Source organism: Propioniciclava sp. MC1683 (assembly GCF_014164675.1).
Classification (GTDB): domain Bacteria; phylum Actinomycetota; class Actinomycetes; order Propionibacteriales; family Propionibacteriaceae; genus Propioniciclava.
On record NZ_JACJFX010000013.1, the window covers coordinates 1 to 20,581 of the forward strand.

Genomic DNA, 20,581 nt, shown 5'->3' on the forward strand with positions numbered 1-20,581 from the left:
CGATCCGGTTCACCACGCTGACCGCGATCTGCCAAGCACTGGACTGCAAGCCGGCCGACCTGTTCGACTTGGAAGATCCTCACAACCTCGACGAGCCCACCTCCGATCCCATTACCTGACATGCCGCCGTCCGGAAGTGCCGATGGGCTGACGTTGACGCACAGCGACCGACCGTTGCGGTGCGCCCTATGGTGTACCGCATGCGGCTGGCCCCTGACCTGCGGATCGTTCTCAAGAGTGGCTGAGAAACCAGAGGTCACGACTGTCACCCGCCGGGTCTCGTTGCCCCCAGGGTCGCCGCCGCTGTCCACCCTCATGCCGCCATGGTTCGGTCATGATGGTTCATACGTGCTCGCTGAGCTCGACGTAGACGCTCCTCGCGGCCCGTGGGCGATGATCGATCTCGACTCCGGCCGGGCGGGTGTCGGGCGCCGGATGCGGCAGATCTGGGGGGCACTTCTGGACGGTCAGGGACCCGCACTGCTCGGCACCTCTGGCGGCGTCATCGAGGTCGACCTGAGCGGCCCCAGCACGGTGCGTGAACTGCATCAGGGGGTTGGCCACGGCCGCGACGGTGCGGAGACGGAGTTCCTCCGCCTGGACCATCGCCACGTCCTGGCTGCAGCGCTCGGACAACAGAGAGCCAAGGTCATCGATCTGGACCGCTGGGCCGTCGTGAACTCACAAGTCGAAATCACTTCGCCGTGGGTAGCGCTTGGCGACACCCCCACGCGAATCTGGTCGCTACCAAGAGGAGAAGTCGCCTCCCTGAACGCCTCGCACGAGGTGACGCACCGGACAACTGCCCCTGCCGCGCTGGCCGCAGCTCGCTCGACGCGCGCGCTGTATGCACTCGTCGGCGAGCTGCGGCCGCGTCGCGGCACCGCCTGGTGGCCTGCAATTGGCCGGGACCTACTTCCCACCGGTCTCCAGCAGTATCTGGACAGCCCGCTGGACGAGGTTGAGCTCTGCAAGCTGGACCCTCGAACCCTCGAAGTCAAGGCCGCCCGTCGCCTCGGCTCCCTCGCGCAGGTGCTGGAGGAAGCGCTCGCCACCACCCTTGCCGATGATGAGGAGTGGAGCACCGGCCTGCTGCCCCGCTGCCTCAGCACCGATGCTGCCGGAAGGCCCGCCCTCGTGGCCGGCAGTCGTGTCGTCGTCCTCGATGACAACACGCTAAGGCCGGTCACGGATACACGACTCCCCAATACCGGGTCGTCCACCTGGGCATCTCAAAACGGCCAATCCCGAGCTGTTGCTACCAGTTCCGACCGGTTATACATCGCTGACTGGTGATGTCCCAGCAGCGTCCTGTCAGGCCGCAGGTCGCGACTACCTCGTGGGGAGGTGGAGCGAGAATTCACCCCATGAGGTACTGCGCGCAGATGGCCGCCACGGAGGTGGTCCAGATCATCGCGTGGCTTGAGGCCGCCGGTGTGATCTATCAGATCAACGGTGGATGGGGCGTCGACGGACTGGTGGGCCGACAGACCCGCCCGCACCAAGATCTAGACGTGTTCATCGATGCACATCACGAGGCCAACTTCTTGACCTGGCTGACCTCTCGCGGTTACCGGGTCACGCAGGATTGGCGCCCGGTCCGCGTCGAACTCTCGAGCCCCGGAGGGCGAGTGGATGTTCACCCGATGCGAATGGATGCGGCCGGCAATGGGGTGCAAGAGGGCCTCGACGGCGAGGTGTATGTCCACGCCGCTGAGCATCGAGTCAACGGTCACATCGACGGGCACGCGGTCGTCGTAGCCAGCGCCCAGCGGGCGCGGGCGCTTCGCAGTGGCTACCCTCCGCGCGAGGTCGACCTACACGATCTCGCCCTGCTCGACGACCTGTAAGGCATCCTGTTCTGCCGCCGTCCGCGCCCGAGAGGATGTGAGGCGTGGCCGATGGTGAACAGCACCGGCTAAATACCCGAGGGGCCGGTAGTAGGTTCCCTGAGCATCTGTACGATTTCGTCGTGGAGTCGCCTGTCGTCTGGACTGAGGCCATCGAGTACCTCTTGGAGGCTAACGGTCGACTGGCGCACCTCGTGCCGGCTCGCTCTCGTCAGGAAGACCCGCGTGTAGTCGGCGACGTCGGGATCGACCGTTAGTGTCCAGTTGGGGTCGGGTCCGTTCGCGAACCACGCCGAGGGCCCGAACTTCAGCTGGAAACTGGCCTCTCCGAAGTCCACGGACAAAGAGTCATCGATCTCGAAGTTGATGGTCCACTGGTAAATACCCTTGTAGCCGGCGCTGACGCCGCGGACGAATCCGTCTCCCAGTGTGGCGTTCAACTGCCGTAGGAGGTGGTGTGCGCAGTAGCTCTTCAGCCGTGCTTTGACCCGCTGCAGGAGATCTCGCCCCTCCCCGAACCGCTCCTTCGCCTGGTCGGCGAGTTCGTTCGCGAATTGCTCGGCTGCCACGTCCTGGCGCCTCTCTTGGTACCGCTTCGCCTGACCGGTTTCGCACATGGCGACCACGAAGCCCAGCACGTCTTGGTCTTCCATGGGCCCCCTTCCCTTCACGAACTTGCGGTGCATCTGATCGATGAATGAGTAGGAACCGGATGACGGTGGCGATGTCGTCGGGGCGCCCGAGGCGGCCCATCGGGGTGGCGGCGATGAGGCCCGACTTGTCGGAGTCGCCGAGGATCGGGGTGTCGTAGGAAACCTCTTCGAGGGGCTCGGTGTCGCCGATGCCGGCGTTGTTGACCAGGATGTCGAGGCGACCGTACTTCTCGACCGAGGGGGGCTCGGGTACTCGCGCTTCCAGTCTTGGCGACGGCGGCGGCCCAGTCCTCCTCGCTCGTGACGTCGAGGCGCACGTAGGTGGCGTCGCCACCGCGGTCACGGATGCCGAGGGCGACCTGCTCGCCGAGCTCGTCCTGGATGTCGGCGATCACCACGTTGGCGCCCTCCTCGGCGAAGCGCTGGCAGGTGAGCTTGCCGATGCCGGAGGCGCCACCGGTGACGAGGGCGACGCGGTTGGTGAAACGAAGGTTCATGTCCTGCTCCTTTGCGAGGATCCGACCGGTGTGTTCCGGAGGGTCTTGGATCCACGATCAGGAATTCATCGTTCGCACCTCTATCGGTTGCAGTCTGTTGGCGTCGAGATACTCGACGACTGAAGCATCTCCCCGTCGCCGCGACGAACTCAGCGGATGGAGTTCGGGTGCTTGCAGAGGGCGGTCGTCTCGATGTCCATGTAGGGGAACATCGGGAAGCCCGAGAGGATCTCGTGCAGGCGCTCGGACGACTCCACCTCGAAGATCGACACGTTCGCGTAGCGGCCGACGACGCGGTAGATCGCCTCGAACTCACCCGAGCGCTGCAGCGCCTGCGAGTACTCCTTCTCGGCGGCCTGCTTCCCGGCGATCTCCTCCTCCGACATCGACTCGGGGAACTTCACCTGCATGCGGCACAGGAACTTCATGTGCTGGCTCCTTTCGTCGGGATGGACAATACGGGGCCGCGCGCCGGGCGGGCGTGATCACTCGTGGTGCAGGGCGTCCACGACGACGAGACCGGCGGCGGAGCGGGCCGGCGCCAGCGACGCCAGCACGCCGAAGACGAGGCCGACCACGATGGTCACCACGACCCCCGTGAACGGGAATGACCACGGCATGACCCAGCCCACCGCGCCCATCGCGACCACGAGCGCGTAGCCGAGCCACAGCCCCGCGACGACGCCGAACGCGATGCCGATCAGGGTGAGCAGCAGCGACTCGGCCAGCACCATCCGCTTGACCTGGCGCCGGGTCGCCCCGACCGCGCGCAGCATGCCGATCTCGCGCGTGCGCGCGAGCACCGAGATGGCCAGCGTGTTCATCAGTGCCAACAACGAGGGAAGGGCGAGCGCCGCGATCAGCGTGTAGAAGATGACGATCGTCGAGTCGAACGTCCTCTGCTGCTCGGCCTTCCAGTCGGCGGTGGCGTGCAGCCCGAACGCGGGGTAGTCGGCGACGACGCGCTCGAGGTCGGCGCCCACCACCGCGGGGTCGGACGCCGGGGCACGGTTCACCAGGAACATCAGGTCCGTGGTGGTCGAGAAGTCGCGGGCGAGCATCTCCTGGGAGATGTAGATGGTCGAGAGCTTGGCGTTGAGGTAGTCGTTGCCGACGCCGGCGACGAAGTAGGTGCGGCGTCCGGTGGGGGTCTGCAGTTCGACCGCCTGGCCCTCGACGAGCCCCGCCTGCGAGGCGAAGATGCCGTTCGCGATCAGCCAGCGGCCCGAGGCGAGCTGGCCGAACGCGGCGTCGGAGGAGGTGCCGTTCCACTCCAGCGAGGCGACCTCGGGGTAGGCGACAGGGTCGATGCCGATGGCCTGGACGTCCGACCCGTTGAGCTTGCCGTTGGCCACGCGCAGGGAGGCGACGGCGGCGACGCCGGGGGTGCGGCGCAGCTCCTCGCCGAGGCGCGGGCCGGCGCCCACGTTGCCCTGCTGCAGGACGATCGAGCCGGGCATGACCACGTAGTCCGACCCCATCGAGCGGTCGATGTAACCCAGGAACCCCGCGAAGATCGACGAGACGACACTCAGCATCGCCACGATCGAGGCGAGACCGAGCATCACGGCGGTCACGGTGGTCGCCGAGCGTCCGGGGTTGCGTTGCAGGTTCGACCGGGCGATCGCGCCCTCGCGGGCGAACAGCAGCTCGATCACCGACCCGAACGCCCGCGCCAGCGGGGTCACCACGACCGGCGCGACCAGCGCGATCGCGATCAGGAAGACCACCGACCCGACGCCGACCCAGGTGGGCACGCGCGTCGCGAGCAGGAACACCGACACCACCGCCAGCGCGACGCCGACCCACGCGCGGCGCCCGGCCTCGACGGCGTGCACCTCGGCGACCGGCGGCCGCATGGCCTCCAGCGGCGTGATCCGGGATGCCGTCCGCGCCGGCAGCAGCGCCGCCAGCACCGTCACGCCCAGCCCGAGCGCGATAGCGAGCACCCACGTGCCCGGCCGGAAGGTCGCCCCGCCGATCTCCATGTGCAGCATGTCGCGCACCAGCGGCCGCATCGCCGCGAACAGCCCGTTCGCCATCAGCCAGCCCAGCACGAGGCCGATCGCGGTGCCGATCACCCCCTGCAGCAGCGCCTCGGCCAGGAACATGCGGATGATCGTGCGCCGCGGTGTCCCGATCGCGCGCAGCATGCCGATGTCGCGGCGGCGCTCGGCGATCACGGTACGGAAGGAGTTCGCGATGATGAACCCCGCCGTGGCCAGCGCGAACACCCCGAACAGGGTGAACGCGAACTCGCTGACCTGGATGCTCGCCAGCAGCGAGGCGTTGCTCGACAGCCCCCCGACCGTGTAGCGGTCACCCAGGGTGCGGCGCACAGTGTCCTCGACGGCGGCGCGGTCGGCGTCGGGGGTCAGGGACGCCTCGACCACCGTCAGCCGGTCGCCCAGCCCGAACATCGCCTGCGCGGTCGCCAGCGGCACGTACACCTGCTCCTGCCCGGGCACGGACGCCGTGTCGAGCAGGCCGACCACGCTCAGCCTTGTGCTCCCCGAGGAGCTCGGCAGGACCAGGTGGTCGCCCAGCCGCAGCCCGAGGCGTCCGGCGAGGTCGGACGCCAACAGCACGACCTCGCCGTCACCCGGCTCCAGCGCCCGGCCGGCCGCCAGCGGGAAGTCGCGCACGCGCGCGGCGGCGGCGGGCACGATGCCGACGACGTTGACCATGGAGGGCGCGTCGGAGGGTCCGGGGTCGGCGCTGCGGTCGCGCCGGACCAGCGGGGCCGGCTGCTGTACCTCGCCAGACGCCGCGGCGACCCCGGGCGTCCGGGTGACGGTGTCGAGCACGTCGGCCGGGATGGGCTGGTGGAAGGCGCTGCTGACGGTGAGGTCGATGCGCCCGGCGGCCGACATCATCGAGCGGGTGAACGCCTCGACGAGGGTCGGCGTGATGCCGTTGAGCCCGAACACGAGCATGACGCCGAGCGCCACCGCGAGGGTGGTGAGCGCCGAGCGCAGGCCGCGGCCGCGCAGGTAGCGCCACGCGAGCGTGGTGGCGGGGGAGGGGCGGGGGCCGGGCATGGGGATCAGAGCATCCCGGCGCGGTCCATGGCCTGGCGGGCGGCCTCGGGGCGTCCGTCGAGGACGAGGTCGTCGACGATCGCGCCGTCGCGCATGAGCACGAGGCGGGAGGCGTAGGAAGCGATCCGCGGGTCGTGGGTGACCATGAGCACCGACCGCCCCCAGTCCGAGGCGACCTGGGCGAGCAGCTCGGCGATCTCGGAGGCCGAGGCCGAGTCGAGGTTGCCGGTGGGCTCGTCGGCGAGCACGAGGGCCGGGTCGGTGGAGAGGGCGCGGGCGATCGCGACGCGCTGCTGCTGGCCGCCCGACAGCTGGTCGGGGCGGTTGCGCAGGCGCTCGCCGAGGCCGACGCGGCGCAGCCAGTCGGTGGCGCGCGCGTCGGCGTCCTTGGCCCCGTCGAGGGTGAGGGGGAGCGCCGCGTTCTCGGTGGCGTCGAGCACCGGGATCAGGTTGAAGAACTGGAACACGAACCCCAGCCGGCGGCGGCGCAGCGTGGTGAGCTGCTCGTCGGGCAGCGTGGCGATGTCCACCCCGTCGATGCGGACCGACCCCGAGGTGGGGGTGTCGAGCCCGCCCACGAGGTTGAGCAGGGTCGACTTGCCGCAGCCCGAGGGCCCCATGACCGCGACGAACTCGCCGGGGGCGACGCTGAGGCTGACGCCGTCCAGCGCGCGGACCACGTTCGGCTCGACCCCGTAGGTGCGCACGAGGTCGATCGTCTCGACGATGGCGTCAGGCATCGACCGCACCCCCCTCCGCGAGCGCCGTGAGGTTGGTGGTCGCGACGACATCGCCGGCCGCCAGCCCCGAGGTGACCTGGGTCAGGGTGTCGGTGGACGGCCCGACCTCGACGGCGACCTTGTGGGCCACGCCGTTGTCGATCTTCCAGACGTGCCGGGACGCCCCGTCGGCGACGACGGCCTGCACCGGCACCACGAGCGCGTCGGCGATCGACTCGGTGGCGATGTCGGCGTCGCCGGTCATGCCGGTCAGCAGGCGGGCGTCGCCGGCGTCCAGCTTGATGACCGTGGTGAACGCGACCCCTCCGGTGGAGGTGGTCACGGCTGCGGGACGCAACGCCTCGACCAGGCCGGTGAAGGGGCGTCCGGGGAACGCGTCGAGCGTGACGGTGGCCGTCTGGCCGACCTGGACGCCCGCGATGTCGGCCTCGTCGACCGCCGCGTCGAAGCGCAGCGCGTCGGGGCTGACGACGGTGAACAGGGCCATGCCCGCGGTCACCGACGAGCCGGCCGCGGTGGTGAAGAGCGGGGGCAGGCCAGGCGCCAGTGACAGCGAGGCGAACTGCACGGTGCCCGCGGCGGGGGCCTTGAGCTCGGCCTTGTCGCGGTTGGCGCGGGCGATGTCGACGGCGAGCTGGGCGGAGTGGGTGGCGGCGTCGCGGGCGCGGTTGAGCCGGTCGGTCCCGGTGGCCATGGCGCGGGCGGCCGCGTACTGCGCCTCGGCCTGGGCGAGGGCCTGGTCGAGGGGCTGGGCGTCCATGGTGCCGAGCAGCTGGCCCTGCTCGACCTGCTGCCCGTCGGTGACGGCGACCGATTGCAGCACGCCGCTGGTCGGGGCGGTGACGGTGGACGCCGACCCCGCGGCCATCGTGCCCTGTGCGGTCACGACGACGTCGAGGGTCTGGGTGGTGGCGGTCGCCGTGGCGACCGGGGTGCGGGCGGCGCGGGTCGAGATGAACCAGCCGGCGCCGAGGGCGATCGCCAGCGCGACCACGACGAGGGCGGTGATGAGGCGACGACGGGTCATCGCGGTGTCCCTTCGAGAGCGGCGAGGAACGGTGCGCGCATCTGGCGCAGGGTCTCGGGGTGGAGTTCGGGTGCGGCGAACGTGCCCGCGGCGGCGCCGAGCACGCGCTCGGTCGCGGTCAGCAGGGCGGGGATGCCGCGGACCAGGATCTCGGCGTACTCGTCGTCGGTGTCGGCGGCGAGCGCGCGGTCGAACAGGGTGGTGGAGCCGTGCAGCCACAGGGCGAGCACGAGCTGGGTGGTGGCGGGGGCGTCGTCGACCGCGAAGGTGCCGTCGTCGTGCCCCTGCTCGACCATCGGCAGGAACAGTCGGTACATCCGGACGCCCCACGCGTCGAACAGCCGGTGGCGCAGCTCGAGGTTCTCGGGCTTGTACAGGAGCGGGATGGAGGCCATCGCGGAGTCGACGCGCTCGAGCTTCCATGCCGTGGCGAACTGCATCATCGCCTGGAAGCGCTGGGCGCCCGTGCCCTGGTCGGTCTGGTCGGCCTGTTCGAGGGCGTCGAACAGCTCGTCCACCCACCGGCCGACCATCGCGATCAGGAGGTCGGTCTTGGACGCGAAGTGGTAGTAGAACGTGCCCTTTGCGACGCCGGTCGCCTGCGTGACCTGCTCGATCGACATGGCCTCGTAGCCGATGTCGACGCAGAGCCGCAGGGCGGCGTCCATGAGCTCGTCACGCCGGACCGCCGGGTGTTTGGAGACGCGTGCCATGGTGGTCTTCCTTCTGACTGACTGTCAGTCAGTTTGAAGTGTACGCCCGCGTCACGCGGCGTCAAGGGGTGTCGCGGCGGAGCGGGAGGCACGACCAGGGCTTGGGTTTCCTGTGCCGAGGGCTTGAGTTTCCGCGCTCGTCAGCAGCAGCGCGGGCCGGCGGTGGCCTCGCCGAGGAAGTCGCGGGCGACGTCGAGCACGCCGGCGACGGCGGTGTAGTGCGCCCAGCGGCCGCGCTGCTCGCGGGTGACCAGGCTGCTGGGCCGGTTCGTCCCCGGCCTGGCCCAGGCGCTGGACGCCGTGAAGATCGGGTCGGTCTCCCTGCCGATCGCCCTCGGCCTGCTCCTGATGATGTACCCGGTGTTGGCGAAGGTCCGCTACGACGAGACCCACCGCGTCACCGCCGACAAGCGGCTCATGACCCTCAGCCTCGTGCTCAACTGGATCATCGGGCCGGCGCTCATGTTCGCGCTGGCCTGGCTGCTGCTCCCCGACCTGCCCGAGTACCGCACCGGCCTGATCATCGTCGGCCTGGCCCGCTGCATCGCGATGGTGCTGATCTGGAACGACCTCGCCTGCGGCGACCGCGAGGCCGCCGCCGTCCTCGTGGCGATCAACTCGGTGTTCCAGGTCATCGCCTTCTCGGCGCTCGGCTGGTTCTACCTGCAGGTCCTGCCGAGCTGGCTCGGCCTGCCGACCACGTCGGCCGAGTTCTCGTTCTGGTCGATCTTCGTGTCGGTGCTGGTGTTCCTGGGCATCCCGCTGCTGGCCGGCTTCCTCACCCGCCACTTCGGCGAGCGTGCCAAGGGCCGCGTCTGGTACGAGGGCACCTTCCTGCCGAAGCTGGGCCCGTGGGCGCTCTACGGCCTGCTCTTCACGATCGTGCTGTTGTTCGCGTTCCAGGGCGACGAGATCACCTCGCGCCCGCTCGACGTCGCCCGCATCGCGCTGCCCCTGCTGGCCTACTTCGCCCTGATGTGGCTCGGCTCGCTGCTGGCGTCCCGCGCGGTGGGCCTCGACTACGCCCACGCCGCCACCGTCGCGTTCACCGCGGCCGGCAACAACTTCGAGCTCGCCATCGCGGTCGCGATCGGCACCTACGGCATCACCTCCGGCCAGGCCCTCGCCGGCGTGGTCGGCCCCCTGATCGAGGTCCCGATCCTCGTCGGCCTCGTCTACGTGAGCCTCTGGCTCGCGCCCAAGCTGTTCCCGAACGACCCCACCGTCCCGACCCGCGCCACCGCCGCGCGCCCGCACTGAGGAGCACCGTGAGCACCGATCGACCCACCGTCCTGTTCGTCTGCGTCTCCAACGGCGGCAAGTCCCAGATGGCCGAGGCGCTCATGCGCGCCCACGTCGGGGACTCCGCCTCTATCCACTCCGCCGGCACCGCCCCGAAGGGGAAGATCAACGCCGAGTCCGCGGCGTCCGTCGCGCGGGCTGGGGCGAGCATGGACGCCGCCACGAGCAAGCCGATCGACCCCGACCTGCTGCGCACGGCCGACCGCGTGATCGTGCTCGGCCGCGACGCGCAGGTCGAGCCCGTCGGAGGCATGACGGCCACCATCGAGCGCTGGGACACCGACGAGCCGTCGCTCCGCGGCATCGTGGGCGACGAGCGCATGGACCTCATCCGCGACGACATCCAGAACCGCGTCGAGGTCCTGGCCGACGAGCTCGGCCTGGCCCGCCCTCAGGCGGGCGCGTAGAACGACTGCGTCCCGGTCGCCCGGGCGCCGTTGCGCTCGAAGATGCGCACCATCGCGGGGTTGCGCTCGTCGGTCGACCCTACGTAGCGCGTGCACCCACGCGCGGCGAGCTCGTGCAGGCCCAGCAGGTGCAGCCGCGCGCCGTGCCCGGCCCCGCGCCGGTCGGGCATGACGCCGATGTAGAACAGGCTCCCGGTGCCCGGCTCGTCGGGGTAGGGCTGCGGCAGGACGACCCCGACCGGGCCCGCGGCGTCCGAGACGAGGAGCCAGCGCGCGGGGTCGAAGGCGTCGCCGGCGTACGCGACCAGCTCGGTCACGTCGTCGGACGCGGTCTCGGGGGTGGTGGTGCTGAACGCGTCGCCCTCGCCGGCAGCCAGCATGGCCCGGGCGAACGCGTCGAGGCCGAGGACCGGGCGCTGGTGTTCCTGGCGAACGACGGAGTGATCGAGTACATCGTGGCGACGTCGATCGACGACGAGGGCAAGGCGCAGGTCGTCCACGGGTGCTGAGCACAAGCTGTCGGCGGCCGGAAGGCAGGCTGTCGGCGGGAGCGCTCAGAGGGGCAGGGTGAGGCCGTCGTGGCTGGGGCGGAAGCCCATGGTCGTGTAGAAGCCGTGGATGTGCGCGCGGTTCTTCTCCGGCATCACGATCAGCACCCGCGCACCCCGGGAGCGGGCGTGGTCGATCGCCCACGCGAACATGCGCTTGGCGATGCCGAGGGAGTCGTGCCCGGCCCGGATGCGGGCCCCGGAGACCACGGCGCGGGCCACGCCGCCGCGGGCCAGCGTGCGTACGAAGGTGAGCTGCAGGGTGCCGATCACGCGGTCGCCCTCGTCGAGGACGACGATGAGCTCCTGGTTGGGGTCCGCGTCGATCTGCTCGAACACGGCCTCGAGGTCGGCGTCGGCCGGCCCGACCCCCAGCAGGTCGTCGCTGATCAGGGTGTTCGTGGCGACGTGCCGCGGGGAGGTGGGGTCGTCGGCGAGCAGGCGCTCGATGGTCCCGACGTGGTCGCGTGTCGCCCGGGCGAGGCTCACGTCCCCCAGATCGGCAAGGATCTCCATGTCCCCAGTGGACACCCCCTCCCGCGGCGGCGTCCAATCAGCGGGGCGGAGACGGGCGACGGCCGGGAGGGAAAACCCTCCCGGCCGCCGCGCGTGCTGTGCTGGGTCGGATCAGACCTCGTCGTGGCGGACCTCACGCTCGACGGACTGGTTGCCGCGGGCACCGGTGCCGTGCACGTCGGTGCGCTCGGTCGTGACCGAGGAGCGGGGGCGGTTCGCGATGAGGCCGAAGACGAGCCAGATGGCCGCGGCCGCCATGAGGATCAGGCCGATCATCTTGGTGTCGACGCCCTCGAGCATCTCGGACATGGCGAAGTAGAGGATGGCGCCGATCACGCCGAGGGCGACGGGGCCGCCGATGTTCACGTAGCGCATGTGCGTGGTCGCTTTCCTGCGGGGGTCCGATTGACCCCGGGTCGATTCATGCTAGGCGGACGCCTCGCGCGCGATCCAGCGTGTCGGCGGGTTCGGCCGGCCTTTCACCCGTAGGGGTGAGGGGCGCTCAGAGGCCCGCGAGGCTGGTCACCAGCAGCACCAGGCCGGACGCCCCGGCGAGCAGCAGGATCGCGTGGCGGGTGCGCCCCGAGTCGACGTACCGGGCCAGCGGGCGGGCCAGGAGCACGCCCAGCAGCATCGCCGGGAGGAGGGCGGCGGCGTGCGCGAGCTGGGTGGCCGTCACGCGTCCGGCGAGGGCGAGGCCGGCCAGCGAGAGCGCGGCCCCGACGCAGAAGAAGGACGCCAGCGTGGCCCGCACGCGCGGGCCGGGGAGCCCGGACAGGACCATCGCCAGCGGCGGCCCGCCCACCCCCGAGACCGTGGCCGACGTGCCGGACAGGAAGCCGGCGACCACCACGTTCGTTGTGGTGTTCTCGAGGCGGATCGAGCGCCACTGCAGGAGGGCGGCGACCGTGACGATGGCGCCGACGAGGATGCCGAGGACGCGCTGGGTGGCGATGACCAGCAGCCAGGTACCGACGGCGATCCCGGGGAGGCGGCCCAGGATGGCGATGACCAGATCGCGGACGTCGACGTGGCGCCACTCGCGCACCAGCGTGGTGACCGCCATCAGGCCTCGAGCTCGAGCGCCGCGGCGAGCCGGCGTAGGCCCTCGGCGATCGTGTCGGGGGAGTTGGTCACGTAGCTCAGCCGCATCGTCGAGCGGTCGGGGTCGGCGGCGTAGAAACTCCAGCCGGGCACGAACGCCACGCCCTCCTCGACCGCGCGCGGCAGTAGCGCGGCGGTGTCGGTGTCGTCGCCGAGGCGCACCCAGCAGAACATGCCGCCGTCGGGCCGGGTCACGGACGCCGTGGGCGGCAGCATGCGCAGCAACCCGGCGTGCATCGCGTCGCGTCGCTCCCGGTAGGGGACGACCACCTTCGCGATGTGGGCGTCGAGGTCGTAGTGGGTCAGGTAGTGCGCGACGGCGAGCTGGTTCAGGGCGGGGCTCTGCAGCGTGACCGCCGACTTGGCGATGCCGAGGATCTGCTTGAGGCGTCCCTCGATGCGCATCCACCCGATCCGGACGCCCGGGGCCATCACCTTCGACATGGAGTTCAGCAGGATCGTCTGGGACGCCATCCCCGGCAGCGCCGCGATCGGGGGCAGCGGCTCGCCCGAGAAGCGGAGCTGGCCGTAGGGGTCGTCCTCGACGAGGGCGACCCTCGTGCGGAGGAGGATGTCGGCGATGGACTCGCGCCGACGGCGTCCCATGGTCTTGCCCGAGGGGTTGGCGAAGTTGGGGATCAGGTAGACGAACTTGGGGTCGTGCTCGGCGATCGCGGCCTCGAGCGCGTCGGGGAGCATGCCCTCGGCGTCGGCCTCGACGCCGATCATGCGGGCGCCGTTCAGCATGAACGCCTGGACGGCGGCGAGGTAGGTGGGCTCCTCGACCAGGACGACGTCGCCGGGGGAGAGCAGCGCCTGGGCGGCGAGGTAGATGCCCTCCTGGGAGCCGGAGGTGACCTGGATCTCGTCGGCCGTCGTCGGCAGGTGCCGGGACACGATCTCGGCGGCAGCCTCGCGCAGCTCGGGCTCGCCCGGGGTGGATCCGTACTGCAGGGCGCGGCGCGCGTTGTGCGCCAGGACGTGCTCGAAGCTGGCCCGCACGTCGTCGTAGGCAAACAGGGCGCCGTCGGGGATCCCGCCGGCGAAGCTGATGATGTCCCCCCGGCTGAGCACGCTGAACAGGTCACCCACCGGGTCGGCGGGCTCTGCGCCGAACCGCGAGCTGATCGGGAACTGGAAGGTCATCCCTTCATCCTCCCACCGCGCTGGACCGCCGAGAGCCCGTGTTCAGGCCGCCGACAGCCTGCCCTCCGAGCGCCCTGGCGAAGCGGGAGGCACGACCAGAGCCTGTGCTCAGGCGGTCAGGACGCTGCGCAGGGTGGCCAGGGCGTCCACCCAGCGTCGGGTGGTGACGGGCCCACCTCGTCCGCCGAGGCCGAGGTGCGGCTCGAGTGAGCAGAACCCGTCCCAGTCGGAGGCGCGGAGCCAGTCCGCGAGTTCGGCCCACTGGCCGTCGCCCTCGCCGACCGGGGTGACGCGGCCGGTGGCGGCGCGGGCGTCCTTGGCGTGGAGGTAGGAGACGTCGTCGACCAGCTGCGGCCACGCGTGGTCGAACGGCCGGACGCCGCACTGCACGAAGTTGGCGGGGTCGAAGAGGAGGCGCAGCGTGTTGCCGCTGGCCGCGACGAGTTCCAGGCAGCGTTCGGGGGTGTCGCCGAAGATGCCCTTCTCGTTCTCGTGGAGGAGGGTGACGTCCTCGTCCTGGGCGACCGCGGCGAACAGCGACATCTGGTCGAGGACCCGGGCCCGGTCGGTGTCGGGCGTGGTGGTGAACCACGAGAACGTGCGCACGAACGGCGTGCCGAACCGGTGGGCGAACGCCGCGGCCCGCCGCAGCCCGTCGAGCTGGGGGCCGAGCGGCGCGTTGACCGGCTGCTTGCCCAGACCGGTGGCGATGCACGAGACCCGGACGCTGTGGTCGGCCAGCGCGTCCTGCGCTGCGGCGAGCGTGCGGGTGGACGCCTCGAGGATGGGGCGCGTGCCGATGCGGCGGAGCTCGATGTGGGTCAGCCCGGCCTGCGACGCCATGCGCACCTGGCCGGGGAAGCTGGTCAGCGCCTCGTCGGTGAATCCGGTGAGGGTGATCATGCGCTCGAGCCTATGCGCAGGCTGTCGGCGCTGGGAACGCAAGCTGTCGGCGCTGGGTCAGAGGCTCTCGAGCTCGGCGCGGACGGCGTCCAGCTCGTCCTGGCCGATGTAGCCCGCGGCCATGCCGAAGGCCTTCTCGGCGGGCATGCCCTTCATCAGGGCGACCATCGGCTGGCGGGTCAGGCCGGGGTAGCGCCGCTCGATGACGGCGACGGCCTCGGGGTCGTCGAGCAGTTGGCCCACCTTGGTGGTGGCGAAGTCGTAGCGACCCATGAAGAAGGCTCCTGACACTGGTTGGGGCGTCTCGGAACTTTACATCGTTGGCGATGAATCGGCAACGATGGATACGATGCGCCCATGAGAGCCGCCACCCTGCATCAACTCGGACGCCGCCTGTCCGGCCTCGCGGGCGACCTGACGCACGCGCACTCCGACAAGGCGACGACGCCGGGGGAACTGGCGATCCTCGACGACCTGCTGTTGCACGGTCGCAGCGCCGTGCGCGACATCACCGGGCGGACCGGGTTCGCGCAGTCGCACGTGTCGGCGTCCCTCGCGAAGCTCGTCGAGCGCGGCCAGGTGACGTGGGAGAAGAACCCCAAGGACGCCCGCTCGCGCTGGGCCGACCTGACCAAGGGTGAGCGGGCCGTGCTCGAGGCGGCCGCGGCCACGCTTGTCGAGGATGCGCTGTCGGAGCAGCTCGGTCGCGCCGACGCCGAGAAGCTGGTCAAGCTCCTCTCGCGGGCGGCCAAGCTGCTCGACGTGAAGAAGCCGTCAGCCCCGCGGCGCTGAGTCGCCGGGCGCGGGCGGTGCGGGGGGCGCGTCCCACGGGTTGACGCCGTAGGAGCCGCCGTACTGGCTCGGCGCGGTGACGCCGGCCTGCTCGCGGCTGCGGCTGAGGTACATCAGGCCGGTGAACAGGTACTGGTAGGGCACGTACAGCAGCAGCACGGCGTACAGGACGAGCAGCGCGAAGCCCATGCCGGTCAGCGCGGCCGCGGAGTTCTGCCCCTGCGACTGGGCCAGGGCGAAGGCCGCCCCCATCATCACGAAGTAGGGCACCAGGAACAGCGCCATGCCGATGAGGCCGAGCACGAGCTGGTAGCCGAACGTCTTCCAGAACGCACCCTTGGTGAGCTGGAACGACCGCTTGATCGAGGGGATCGCGTCGAGCCCCTCCTCGGCCATGGCCGGGATCGTGTAGACGATCTTGATCATGAACCAGATCGCGCCCACGTACACCGCGGTCAGGAACACGAACCCGAGCAGGATGCTGGCGCCGTTGGCGCTGCTGCTGTCGGAATCGGCGGCCATGCCGATCGGCACCATCACCGCGATGAGCGCCACGACCAGGACGATGCTCGCGGCGAAGGCGATCAGCATCAGGATGAAGACGCGGCCGAGCATGCCGCGCGTGCGCTCGGCGAGGTTGGCGCTGGTCGGGTTGGCCCGCCCGGTGGCCAGGTCGATGCCCCCGATCACCGTGCGACCCTGGTAGACGTACACCAGCAGCGAGATCGCCAGCATGGCGATGTAGAAGAGGATGCCCAGGCCGATGACGGCCGGGGTGGCCTGCTGCCCACCGCGCGGGTCGGCGAGCACCATCGCCGCGATGACGAGGCCGAAGACCAAGGTGGCGCCGAACATGATCAGGAACGGCATCAGCAGGAGCTTCAGGAAGAGCCCGAACCGGGCTTTGTAGACGCGCCACGCGCCGCCGACGATGTCGCCGAGGGTGAGTGGGCCGTGGGGGAGCAGGGCGTGGCCGCCAGCGGCCGGGACTGAGGGGGTGGTCCAAGTCATGGCACGACCCTAACGCTCCCCACCGACGGTTCGGGTGGGGAGCACTCCCCTCGGGACGCGGGCGCCCGGGCACGGCCCAGACGCCCAACCCGACTGGTCAGTCCTCCTGGCCCACCGGCTCGGGCCGGTCCACGCGCGTCGTGCCGTCGGGATCGGCCCCGTCGGCCGGCTCGCCGGTCTCGGCGGTCACGGCGACGGCTTGGGATGCGGGCGCTGCCGGCGCCACGGCCGGGACCCGCCCCGACCACACCAGGGCCTGGCCGGCGATGACCTTCTCGCCCGAGAACGCCAGCGTCGGCGACCCGGCCAGCGTGTAGCCCTCGCCGAGCGCGGCGCTCACCTCCTGGTCGAACGCGGCCGCGGGCTCGCCCGTGACCAGCCGGTAGGCGAGCTTGCCCGCGGGCAGGTCGCCGACGGCGGCCGTCGGGGCAGCAGAGACCGGACGCCGCGTGGCCGGCCCGGCGGGCGTCCGCTTGGGCCGTGGCGCGGGGGCCGCCTTCTTCTGGCCGGTGCCGACGTGCGGCTCCACCCCGTCGGTGTCGAGCAGCACGACCTCGCCGTGGCGCGGCACGACCGCGTTGAGGCCGAGGTCGGACTGGATGCGCGCGGCGAACGCCTTCGAGGCGTCCTCCTCGCCGTGGACGCAGAAGACCTCCTGCGGCTGCGGGTCGAGCTCGCGGAGCCAGTCGAGCAGGTCGGAGCAGTCGGCGTGCACCGAGAACTCTCGGTCGTGGTAGACCTCGGCCTTCACCGGGATGTACTTGCCGCGGATCTTGATCTGCGTCGCGCCCTCGGACAGCTGGCGCCCGCGCGTGCCGACGCCCTGGTAGCCGGTCAGGATCACGGCGTTCTTCGGGTCGGGCAGCATCTTCTCGAGGTGGTGCAGCACGCGGCCGCCGGTCGCCATGCCCGAGCTCGAGATGATGACGGCCGGGCCGTGGCCGCCATCCGCGGTGAGCTTCTTGGAGTCGTCGGCGGTCTCGACCGCGGTCAGGTCGGGGATCTTCACGAAGTCCTCGGGGTGGAGGTCGTCGCGCAGCTCGTCGGTCAGCGTCTGGTAGACCCGCAGGGCCCGGACGCCCATCGGCGAGTTCACGAACACCGGCACGTCGGGGATGCGGCCCTCGCGCTCCATGTCGGAGATCGTCTTGAGGATGATCTCGGTGCGGTCGATCGCGAACGCCGGGATCACCACCGAGCCGCCGCGCGCCATCGTGCGGCGGATCACGTCGGCGAAGCCCTCGTGGGGCAGGTTCGCGGGCTCGGGGTGCTCGCGGTCGCCGTAGGTCGACTCGATGAGCACGAACGGCGCCCCGCCGGGCACCTCGCGGGGCTTGAGCACCGGGTGGTCCTTGCGGCCCAGGTCGCCGGAGAAGAGGACCGACGCCGACGGCGTCCAGAGGTTGACCGAGGCGGAGCCGAGGATGTGGCCCGCGCGCGTGAGGTGGATGGTCACCAGCTCCTCGGGCTTGGCGGTGAAGCCCGGGCGCTCGTTGCCGGTGAGCTCGAAGTCGGTGTCGTACTCGAGGGTGACGAACTGGCCGAGCATGGCCTCCACGTCCTCGGTCGTGTAGAGCGGCAGCGCCGGGTCGTGCTTGGAGTAGCCCTGCTCGTTGGCGTCCTCCGCCTCCTGCTCCTGCAGGTGGGCCGAGTCGCGCAGCACGATCTCGGCGAGCTGGCGGGTGCCCTCGGTGCACCAGATGGGCCCGTCGAACCCGCCCTTGGTCAGGGCGGGGAGGTAGCCCACGTGATCCAGGTGCGCGTGGGTGAGCACGATGTCGGAGATCGACGCCGGGTCGACCGGGAACGGCTCCCAGTTCATCTCGCGCCACTTCTTCTCCCCCTGGAACATGCCCGAGTCGACCAGCACCCGCCGGTCGCCCACCTGGAGGAGGTACTTCGAGCCGGTGACCGTGCTCGCCGCACCGAGGAACGTCAAGGTCGTACGGGGTGCCTTCGCCATGACCTCACTCTGGCACGCCCCGACGACACTTATCGAGGGATCACGTCGAGGGCTCTACTTTGATGACGGTCTAAGTAGAGCCCTCGGCGCGGTCAGCCCGCACGGGAATCCAGCTCCTTCACCAGCTTGGGCGGGGCGGTCATGCGGAACGACTCGTCGATCAGGTCGAGCACCTCGTCCCAGCTCGGTTCCCAGGTGTCGAGGGCGATCGCCAGCCAGCCGAACGGGCCGACGTAGGCGGGCCAGGATCGGGTCGTCGTCGGCGAACATCTGCGGGTGGCTCATGCCTTCGCCTCCTGCTGCGCGACCCGGAACGTGACCAGGCGCTCGACGAGGTCGACGGGGATCGGCCGGTCCACGGGCAGCTGGATCGTCCCCTTGCTGAACGAGAACCCGCGCTCGGCCAGTTCTTCTCGCACTAACGCGACGCCGTCCGCGCCCGGGTGGAGCCCGACGTGGTGCTTGGCCGCCGCCACGTGGATGAGGTTGCCGTTCAGCTTCCACGTCGGCATCCCCCACGACAGCGCCTCGGTCGCGTCGGGGGCCAGCCGCGTGATGATCGCGCGGAGGGCGTCCATGTGCTCGCGGTGGGGGCCGGAGTACTCCGCGAGGTAGTCGTCGATGACGGTCATGGGTTGTAGGTTGCCCGCATGAGTGCCACCGACGCCACCACGCCGGCCATCGAGGCCGTCACCGCCCTCGGCCTCGACCACGAGGTCACCCGTCATGGGCGCGTGAACTCGCTCGAGGAGGCCGCCGCCGCCCGCGGGATCGAGCCGCGCGACCTGGTCAAGACGATCGTGGTCCGTCGGGCCGAGGAGGACTACGTGTTCGTGCTGGTGCCCGGCGACCGCGAGTTCAGCTGGCCCAAGCTGCGCGCCCTGCTCGGGGTGAGCCGGCTGTCGATGCCCGACGCCGCCACCGCCCGCCAGGTCACCGGCTACGAGCGCGGCACCATCACCCCGTTCGGGTCGACCCACGCATGGCCGGTGATCGCCGACGCCGCCGTCGTCGGCCGCCGGATCTCGATGGGCGGTGGGGCCCACGGGGTCGGCATCACCGTCGACGCCGACGCGGCGCTGGCCGCGCTCGGTGCCCAGGTCGCCGACGTCACGGAGTGACCGCGCGATCGACGTCAGCCTGCTCGGCGTCGTGCGCGGGTGCTCAGGAGGCCGTGGCGGGGGCGGGGGTGGCCGCCACCGGGCGCACCCGGTGGGCCAGGGCGAACACCGCGACGCCCGAGACGACGAGGATCCCGAGGCCCACGCGCAGGCTGGTCTGGTCGGCGATGAAGCCCACCAGCGGCGGGGCGGCGAGGAAGCCCATCCGCAGCAACCAGCTGGCGATCGCGACACCGGCGCCCTCGGGCAGGCCGGGGAGGCGTCCGGCCGCGGCGTAGGCGGCGGGCACGACGGTCGCGCAGCCGAAGCCGATCAGCGCGAACCCCGTCAGCACGACCGGCAGCACCGGGAAGCCCACGATGAGCACGCCACCCAGCGCGATGAGGACGCCGCCGGTCCGCATGACCGCCACCGAGCCCCAGCGGTCGGTGGCCGGGTCGCCGAGGAGGCGCCCGACGGTCTGCGCAGCGATCATCGCGACGAACGCGAGGCCCGCGACCCCGAAGGGGGTGTCGATGACCTGGACGAGGTAGAGGGCGCCCCAGTTCATGGCGGCCTCCTCGGGCAGGATGCCCACGATGGTGAGCAGGCCGAGCGGCAGCAGGAGCAGCCACATGGCGCGCGTGAGGCGCGTCGACTCGGGGCGCTCGGTGGACTCGGCCGCACGGCGCACGACGTGATCGGGCAGGCGGGCCATCAGCATGGCGATACCGGCCAGCACCACCCCGACCACGCAGGCGGCCAGCAGGTGCCAGCCCAGGGGCACGCGCTGGGTGGCCGCCAGCGAGCCGGACGCCCCACCGGCGAGGGCACCCAGGCTCCACAGGGCGTGGAGGGAGTTGATGATCGACTTGCCGTAGGAGTCCTCGACCAGGAGGCCGTGCACGTTCTGGGCGGTGTCGGTGACGGCGTCGGAGAAGCCCGAGACGGCCATCGCCGCCGCCACGAGGAACACGTGCGGCGCGAAGCCGATCGTGGTGACCGCCGCGGCGATGCCCACCGTGCCGAAGAAGGCGACCGGGCCGGCGCCGAAGCGGCGGATCAGGGGCGCCGGCAGCCAGGACGCGACCATCGAGCCCAGGGCCATCATCGCGACGACGACACCGAACTCGGTGTTGGACAGGTCGAAGGCCTGCTTCACCTCCGGGTAGCGGGGCAGCAGGTTCGCGACGAGGAAGCCGTTGGTGAAGAACATCAACGAGATCCCGGCCCGGGCGCGCACCGGGTGGAAGGTCGTGGGCACGGGG

Annotated in this window: 25 protein-coding genes; 7 read left to right on the top strand and 18 right to left on the bottom strand. The window is 70.9% G+C overall.

All coding sequences use genetic code 11. From position 1 onward, the window contains the following. Positions 1–2: 2 nt before the first annotated feature. The 3 genes from H5397_RS19130 to H5397_RS09420 all read left to right on the top strand — a co-directional run bounded on the left by H5397_RS19130 (position 3) and on the right by H5397_RS09420 (position 1,850). On the top strand, positions 3–119 hold the full coding sequence (locus H5397_RS19130) for a helix-turn-helix domain-containing protein (protein ID WP_375539430.1): 117 nt from the start codon (positions 3–5) through the stop codon (positions 117–119). A gap of 229 nt (positions 120–348) precedes the next feature. Then, entirely contained in the window at positions 349–1,296 is a 948-nt protein-coding gene (locus tag H5397_RS09415) for a hypothetical protein (protein WP_182816897.1), read from the top strand. Positions 1,297–1,367: 71 nt separating this feature from the next. Continuing rightward, positions 1,368–1,850 carry a nucleotidyltransferase domain-containing protein gene (locus H5397_RS09420; RefSeq protein ID WP_182816899.1) on the top strand — a complete coding sequence of 161 codons (483 nt, stop codon included), beginning with the start codon at positions 1,368–1,370 and terminating at the stop codon, positions 1,848–1,850. Positions 1,851–1,918: 68 nt separating this feature from the next. Here the strand turns inward: H5397_RS09420 and H5397_RS09425 are convergent, their stop codons facing one another. From H5397_RS09425 to H5397_RS09455, 7 genes are all read right to left on the bottom strand, one after another. Next, on the bottom strand, positions 1,919–2,536 hold the full coding sequence (locus tag H5397_RS09425; protein WP_182816901.1) for a hypothetical protein: 618 nt from the start codon (positions 2,534–2,536) through the stop codon (positions 1,919–1,921). Beyond that, on the bottom strand, positions 2,518–3,000 hold the full coding sequence (locus H5397_RS19135) for an SDR family NAD(P)-dependent oxidoreductase (RefSeq protein WP_182816903.1): 483 nt from the start codon (positions 2,998–3,000) through the stop codon (positions 2,518–2,520). The genes H5397_RS09425 and H5397_RS19135 overlap by 19 nt, the downstream gene beginning before the upstream one ends. A 149-nt stretch (positions 3,001–3,149) precedes the next feature. Continuing rightward, the gene (catC, locus tag H5397_RS09435; protein WP_182816905.1) at positions 3,150–3,428 is read right to left on the bottom strand and encodes a muconolactone Delta-isomerase; all 279 of its coding nucleotides are present in this window, start codon (positions 3,426–3,428) and stop codon (positions 3,150–3,152) included. A 57-nt stretch (positions 3,429–3,485) separates the two neighbouring features. Next, the gene (locus tag H5397_RS09440) at positions 3,486–6,041 is read right to left on the bottom strand and encodes an ABC transporter permease (protein WP_182816907.1); all 2,556 of its coding nucleotides are present in this window, start codon (positions 6,039–6,041) and stop codon (positions 3,486–3,488) included. A gap of 5 nt (positions 6,042–6,046) precedes the next feature. Then, entirely contained in the window at positions 6,047–6,781 is a 735-nt protein-coding gene (locus tag H5397_RS09445; RefSeq protein ID WP_182816909.1) for an ABC transporter ATP-binding protein, read from the bottom strand. Further along, positions 6,774–7,808 carry an efflux RND transporter periplasmic adaptor subunit gene (locus tag H5397_RS09450; RefSeq protein ID WP_182816910.1) on the bottom strand — a complete coding sequence of 345 codons (1,035 nt, stop codon included), beginning with the start codon at positions 7,806–7,808 and terminating at the stop codon, positions 6,774–6,776. Before H5397_RS09450 ends, H5397_RS09445 begins: the two co-directional genes overlap by 8 nt. Next, on the bottom strand, positions 7,805–8,521 hold the full coding sequence (locus H5397_RS09455; protein WP_182816912.1) for a TetR/AcrR family transcriptional regulator: 717 nt from the start codon (positions 8,519–8,521) through the stop codon (positions 7,805–7,807). Before H5397_RS09455 ends, H5397_RS09450 begins: the two co-directional genes overlap by 4 nt. A 246-nt stretch (positions 8,522–8,767) precedes the next feature. Between H5397_RS09455 and arsB the strand changes: the two genes are divergently transcribed. Then, positions 8,768–9,781 (top strand): ACR3 family arsenite efflux transporter, encoded by a 1,014-nt coding sequence (arsB, locus tag H5397_RS09460; RefSeq protein ID WP_182816915.1) that lies wholly within the window; start codon positions 8,768–8,770, stop codon positions 9,779–9,781. An 8-nt stretch (positions 9,782–9,789) separates the two neighbouring features. Then, positions 9,790–10,230 carry a low molecular weight phosphatase family protein gene (locus H5397_RS09465; protein ID WP_182816917.1) on the top strand — a complete coding sequence of 147 codons (441 nt, stop codon included), beginning with the start codon at positions 9,790–9,792 and terminating at the stop codon, positions 10,228–10,230. On the opposite strand, the gene H5397_RS09470 is transcribed toward H5397_RS09465, so the two are convergent. The 7 genes from H5397_RS09470 to H5397_RS09500 form a co-directional block, all read right to left on the bottom strand. Further along, positions 10,215–10,730 (bottom strand): GNAT family N-acetyltransferase, encoded by a 516-nt coding sequence (locus H5397_RS09470; protein WP_182816918.1) that lies wholly within the window; start codon positions 10,728–10,730, stop codon positions 10,215–10,217. The two genes, H5397_RS09465 and H5397_RS09470, sit on opposite strands and share 16 nt — an antisense overlap. A 54-nt stretch (positions 10,731–10,784) precedes the next feature. After that, the gene (locus H5397_RS09475) at positions 10,785–11,294 is read right to left on the bottom strand and encodes a GNAT family N-acetyltransferase (protein WP_182816920.1); all 510 of its coding nucleotides are present in this window, start codon (positions 11,292–11,294) and stop codon (positions 10,785–10,787) included. A gap of 111 nt (positions 11,295–11,405) precedes the next feature. Continuing rightward, positions 11,406–11,669: a DUF6458 family protein gene (locus H5397_RS09480; protein ID WP_182816922.1), complete on the bottom strand. Its 264-nt coding sequence runs from the start codon at positions 11,667–11,669 to the stop codon at positions 11,406–11,408. Between the two features lie 127 nt (positions 11,670–11,796). Next, positions 11,797–12,360: a sulfite exporter TauE/SafE family protein gene (locus H5397_RS09485; RefSeq protein WP_182816924.1), complete on the bottom strand. Its 564-nt coding sequence runs from the start codon at positions 12,358–12,360 to the stop codon at positions 11,797–11,799. Next, entirely contained in the window at positions 12,360–13,544 is a 1,185-nt protein-coding gene (locus H5397_RS09490) for a PLP-dependent aminotransferase family protein (protein ID WP_182816926.1), read from the bottom strand. The genes H5397_RS09485 and H5397_RS09490 overlap by 1 nt, the downstream gene beginning before the upstream one ends. Positions 13,545–13,652: 108 nt before the next feature. Beyond that, entirely contained in the window at positions 13,653–14,447 is a 795-nt protein-coding gene (locus H5397_RS09495; protein WP_182816928.1) for a sugar phosphate isomerase/epimerase, read from the bottom strand. A 57-nt stretch (positions 14,448–14,504) separates the two neighbouring features. After that, positions 14,505–14,720 (bottom strand): hypothetical protein, encoded by a 216-nt coding sequence (locus H5397_RS09500; protein WP_182816929.1) that lies wholly within the window; start codon positions 14,718–14,720, stop codon positions 14,505–14,507. Between the two features lie 84 nt (positions 14,721–14,804). Between H5397_RS09500 and H5397_RS09505 the strand changes: the two genes are divergently transcribed. Continuing rightward, positions 14,805–15,239 carry a MarR family winged helix-turn-helix transcriptional regulator gene (locus H5397_RS09505; protein WP_182816931.1) on the top strand — a complete coding sequence of 145 codons (435 nt, stop codon included), beginning with the start codon at positions 14,805–14,807 and terminating at the stop codon, positions 15,237–15,239. Here the strand turns inward: H5397_RS09505 and H5397_RS09510 are convergent. From H5397_RS09510 to H5397_RS09520, 3 genes are all read right to left on the bottom strand, one after another. Beyond that, on the bottom strand, positions 15,222–16,250 hold the full coding sequence (locus tag H5397_RS09510; protein ID WP_182816933.1) for a glycerophosphoryl diester phosphodiesterase membrane domain-containing protein: 1,029 nt from the start codon (positions 16,248–16,250) through the stop codon (positions 15,222–15,224). The two genes, H5397_RS09505 and H5397_RS09510, sit on opposite strands and share 18 nt — an antisense overlap. Positions 16,251–16,347: 97 nt before the next feature. Next, positions 16,348–18,213, bottom strand: a complete 1,866-nt coding sequence (locus tag H5397_RS09515) for an MBL fold metallo-hydrolase RNA specificity domain-containing protein (protein WP_182816935.1) — start codon at positions 18,211–18,213, stop codon at positions 16,348–16,350. Positions 18,214–18,494: 281 nt separating this feature from the next. Further along, positions 18,495–18,845: an iron chaperone gene (locus H5397_RS09520; protein ID WP_182816937.1), complete on the bottom strand. Its 351-nt coding sequence runs from the start codon at positions 18,843–18,845 to the stop codon at positions 18,495–18,497. Between the two features lie 18 nt (positions 18,846–18,863). Between H5397_RS09520 and H5397_RS09525 the strand changes: the two genes are divergently transcribed. After that, positions 18,864–19,334, top strand: a complete 471-nt coding sequence (locus tag H5397_RS09525; protein ID WP_182816939.1) for an aminoacyl-tRNA deacylase — start codon at positions 18,864–18,866, stop codon at positions 19,332–19,334. 43 nt (positions 19,335–19,377) lie between these two features. On the opposite strand, the gene H5397_RS09530 is transcribed toward H5397_RS09525, so the two are convergent. Next, positions 19,378–20,577, bottom strand: coding sequence for an MFS transporter (locus tag H5397_RS09530; protein WP_182816941.1), 1,200 nt, complete (start codon positions 20,575–20,577; stop codon positions 19,378–19,380). Positions 20,578–20,581: the final 4 nt, after the last annotated feature.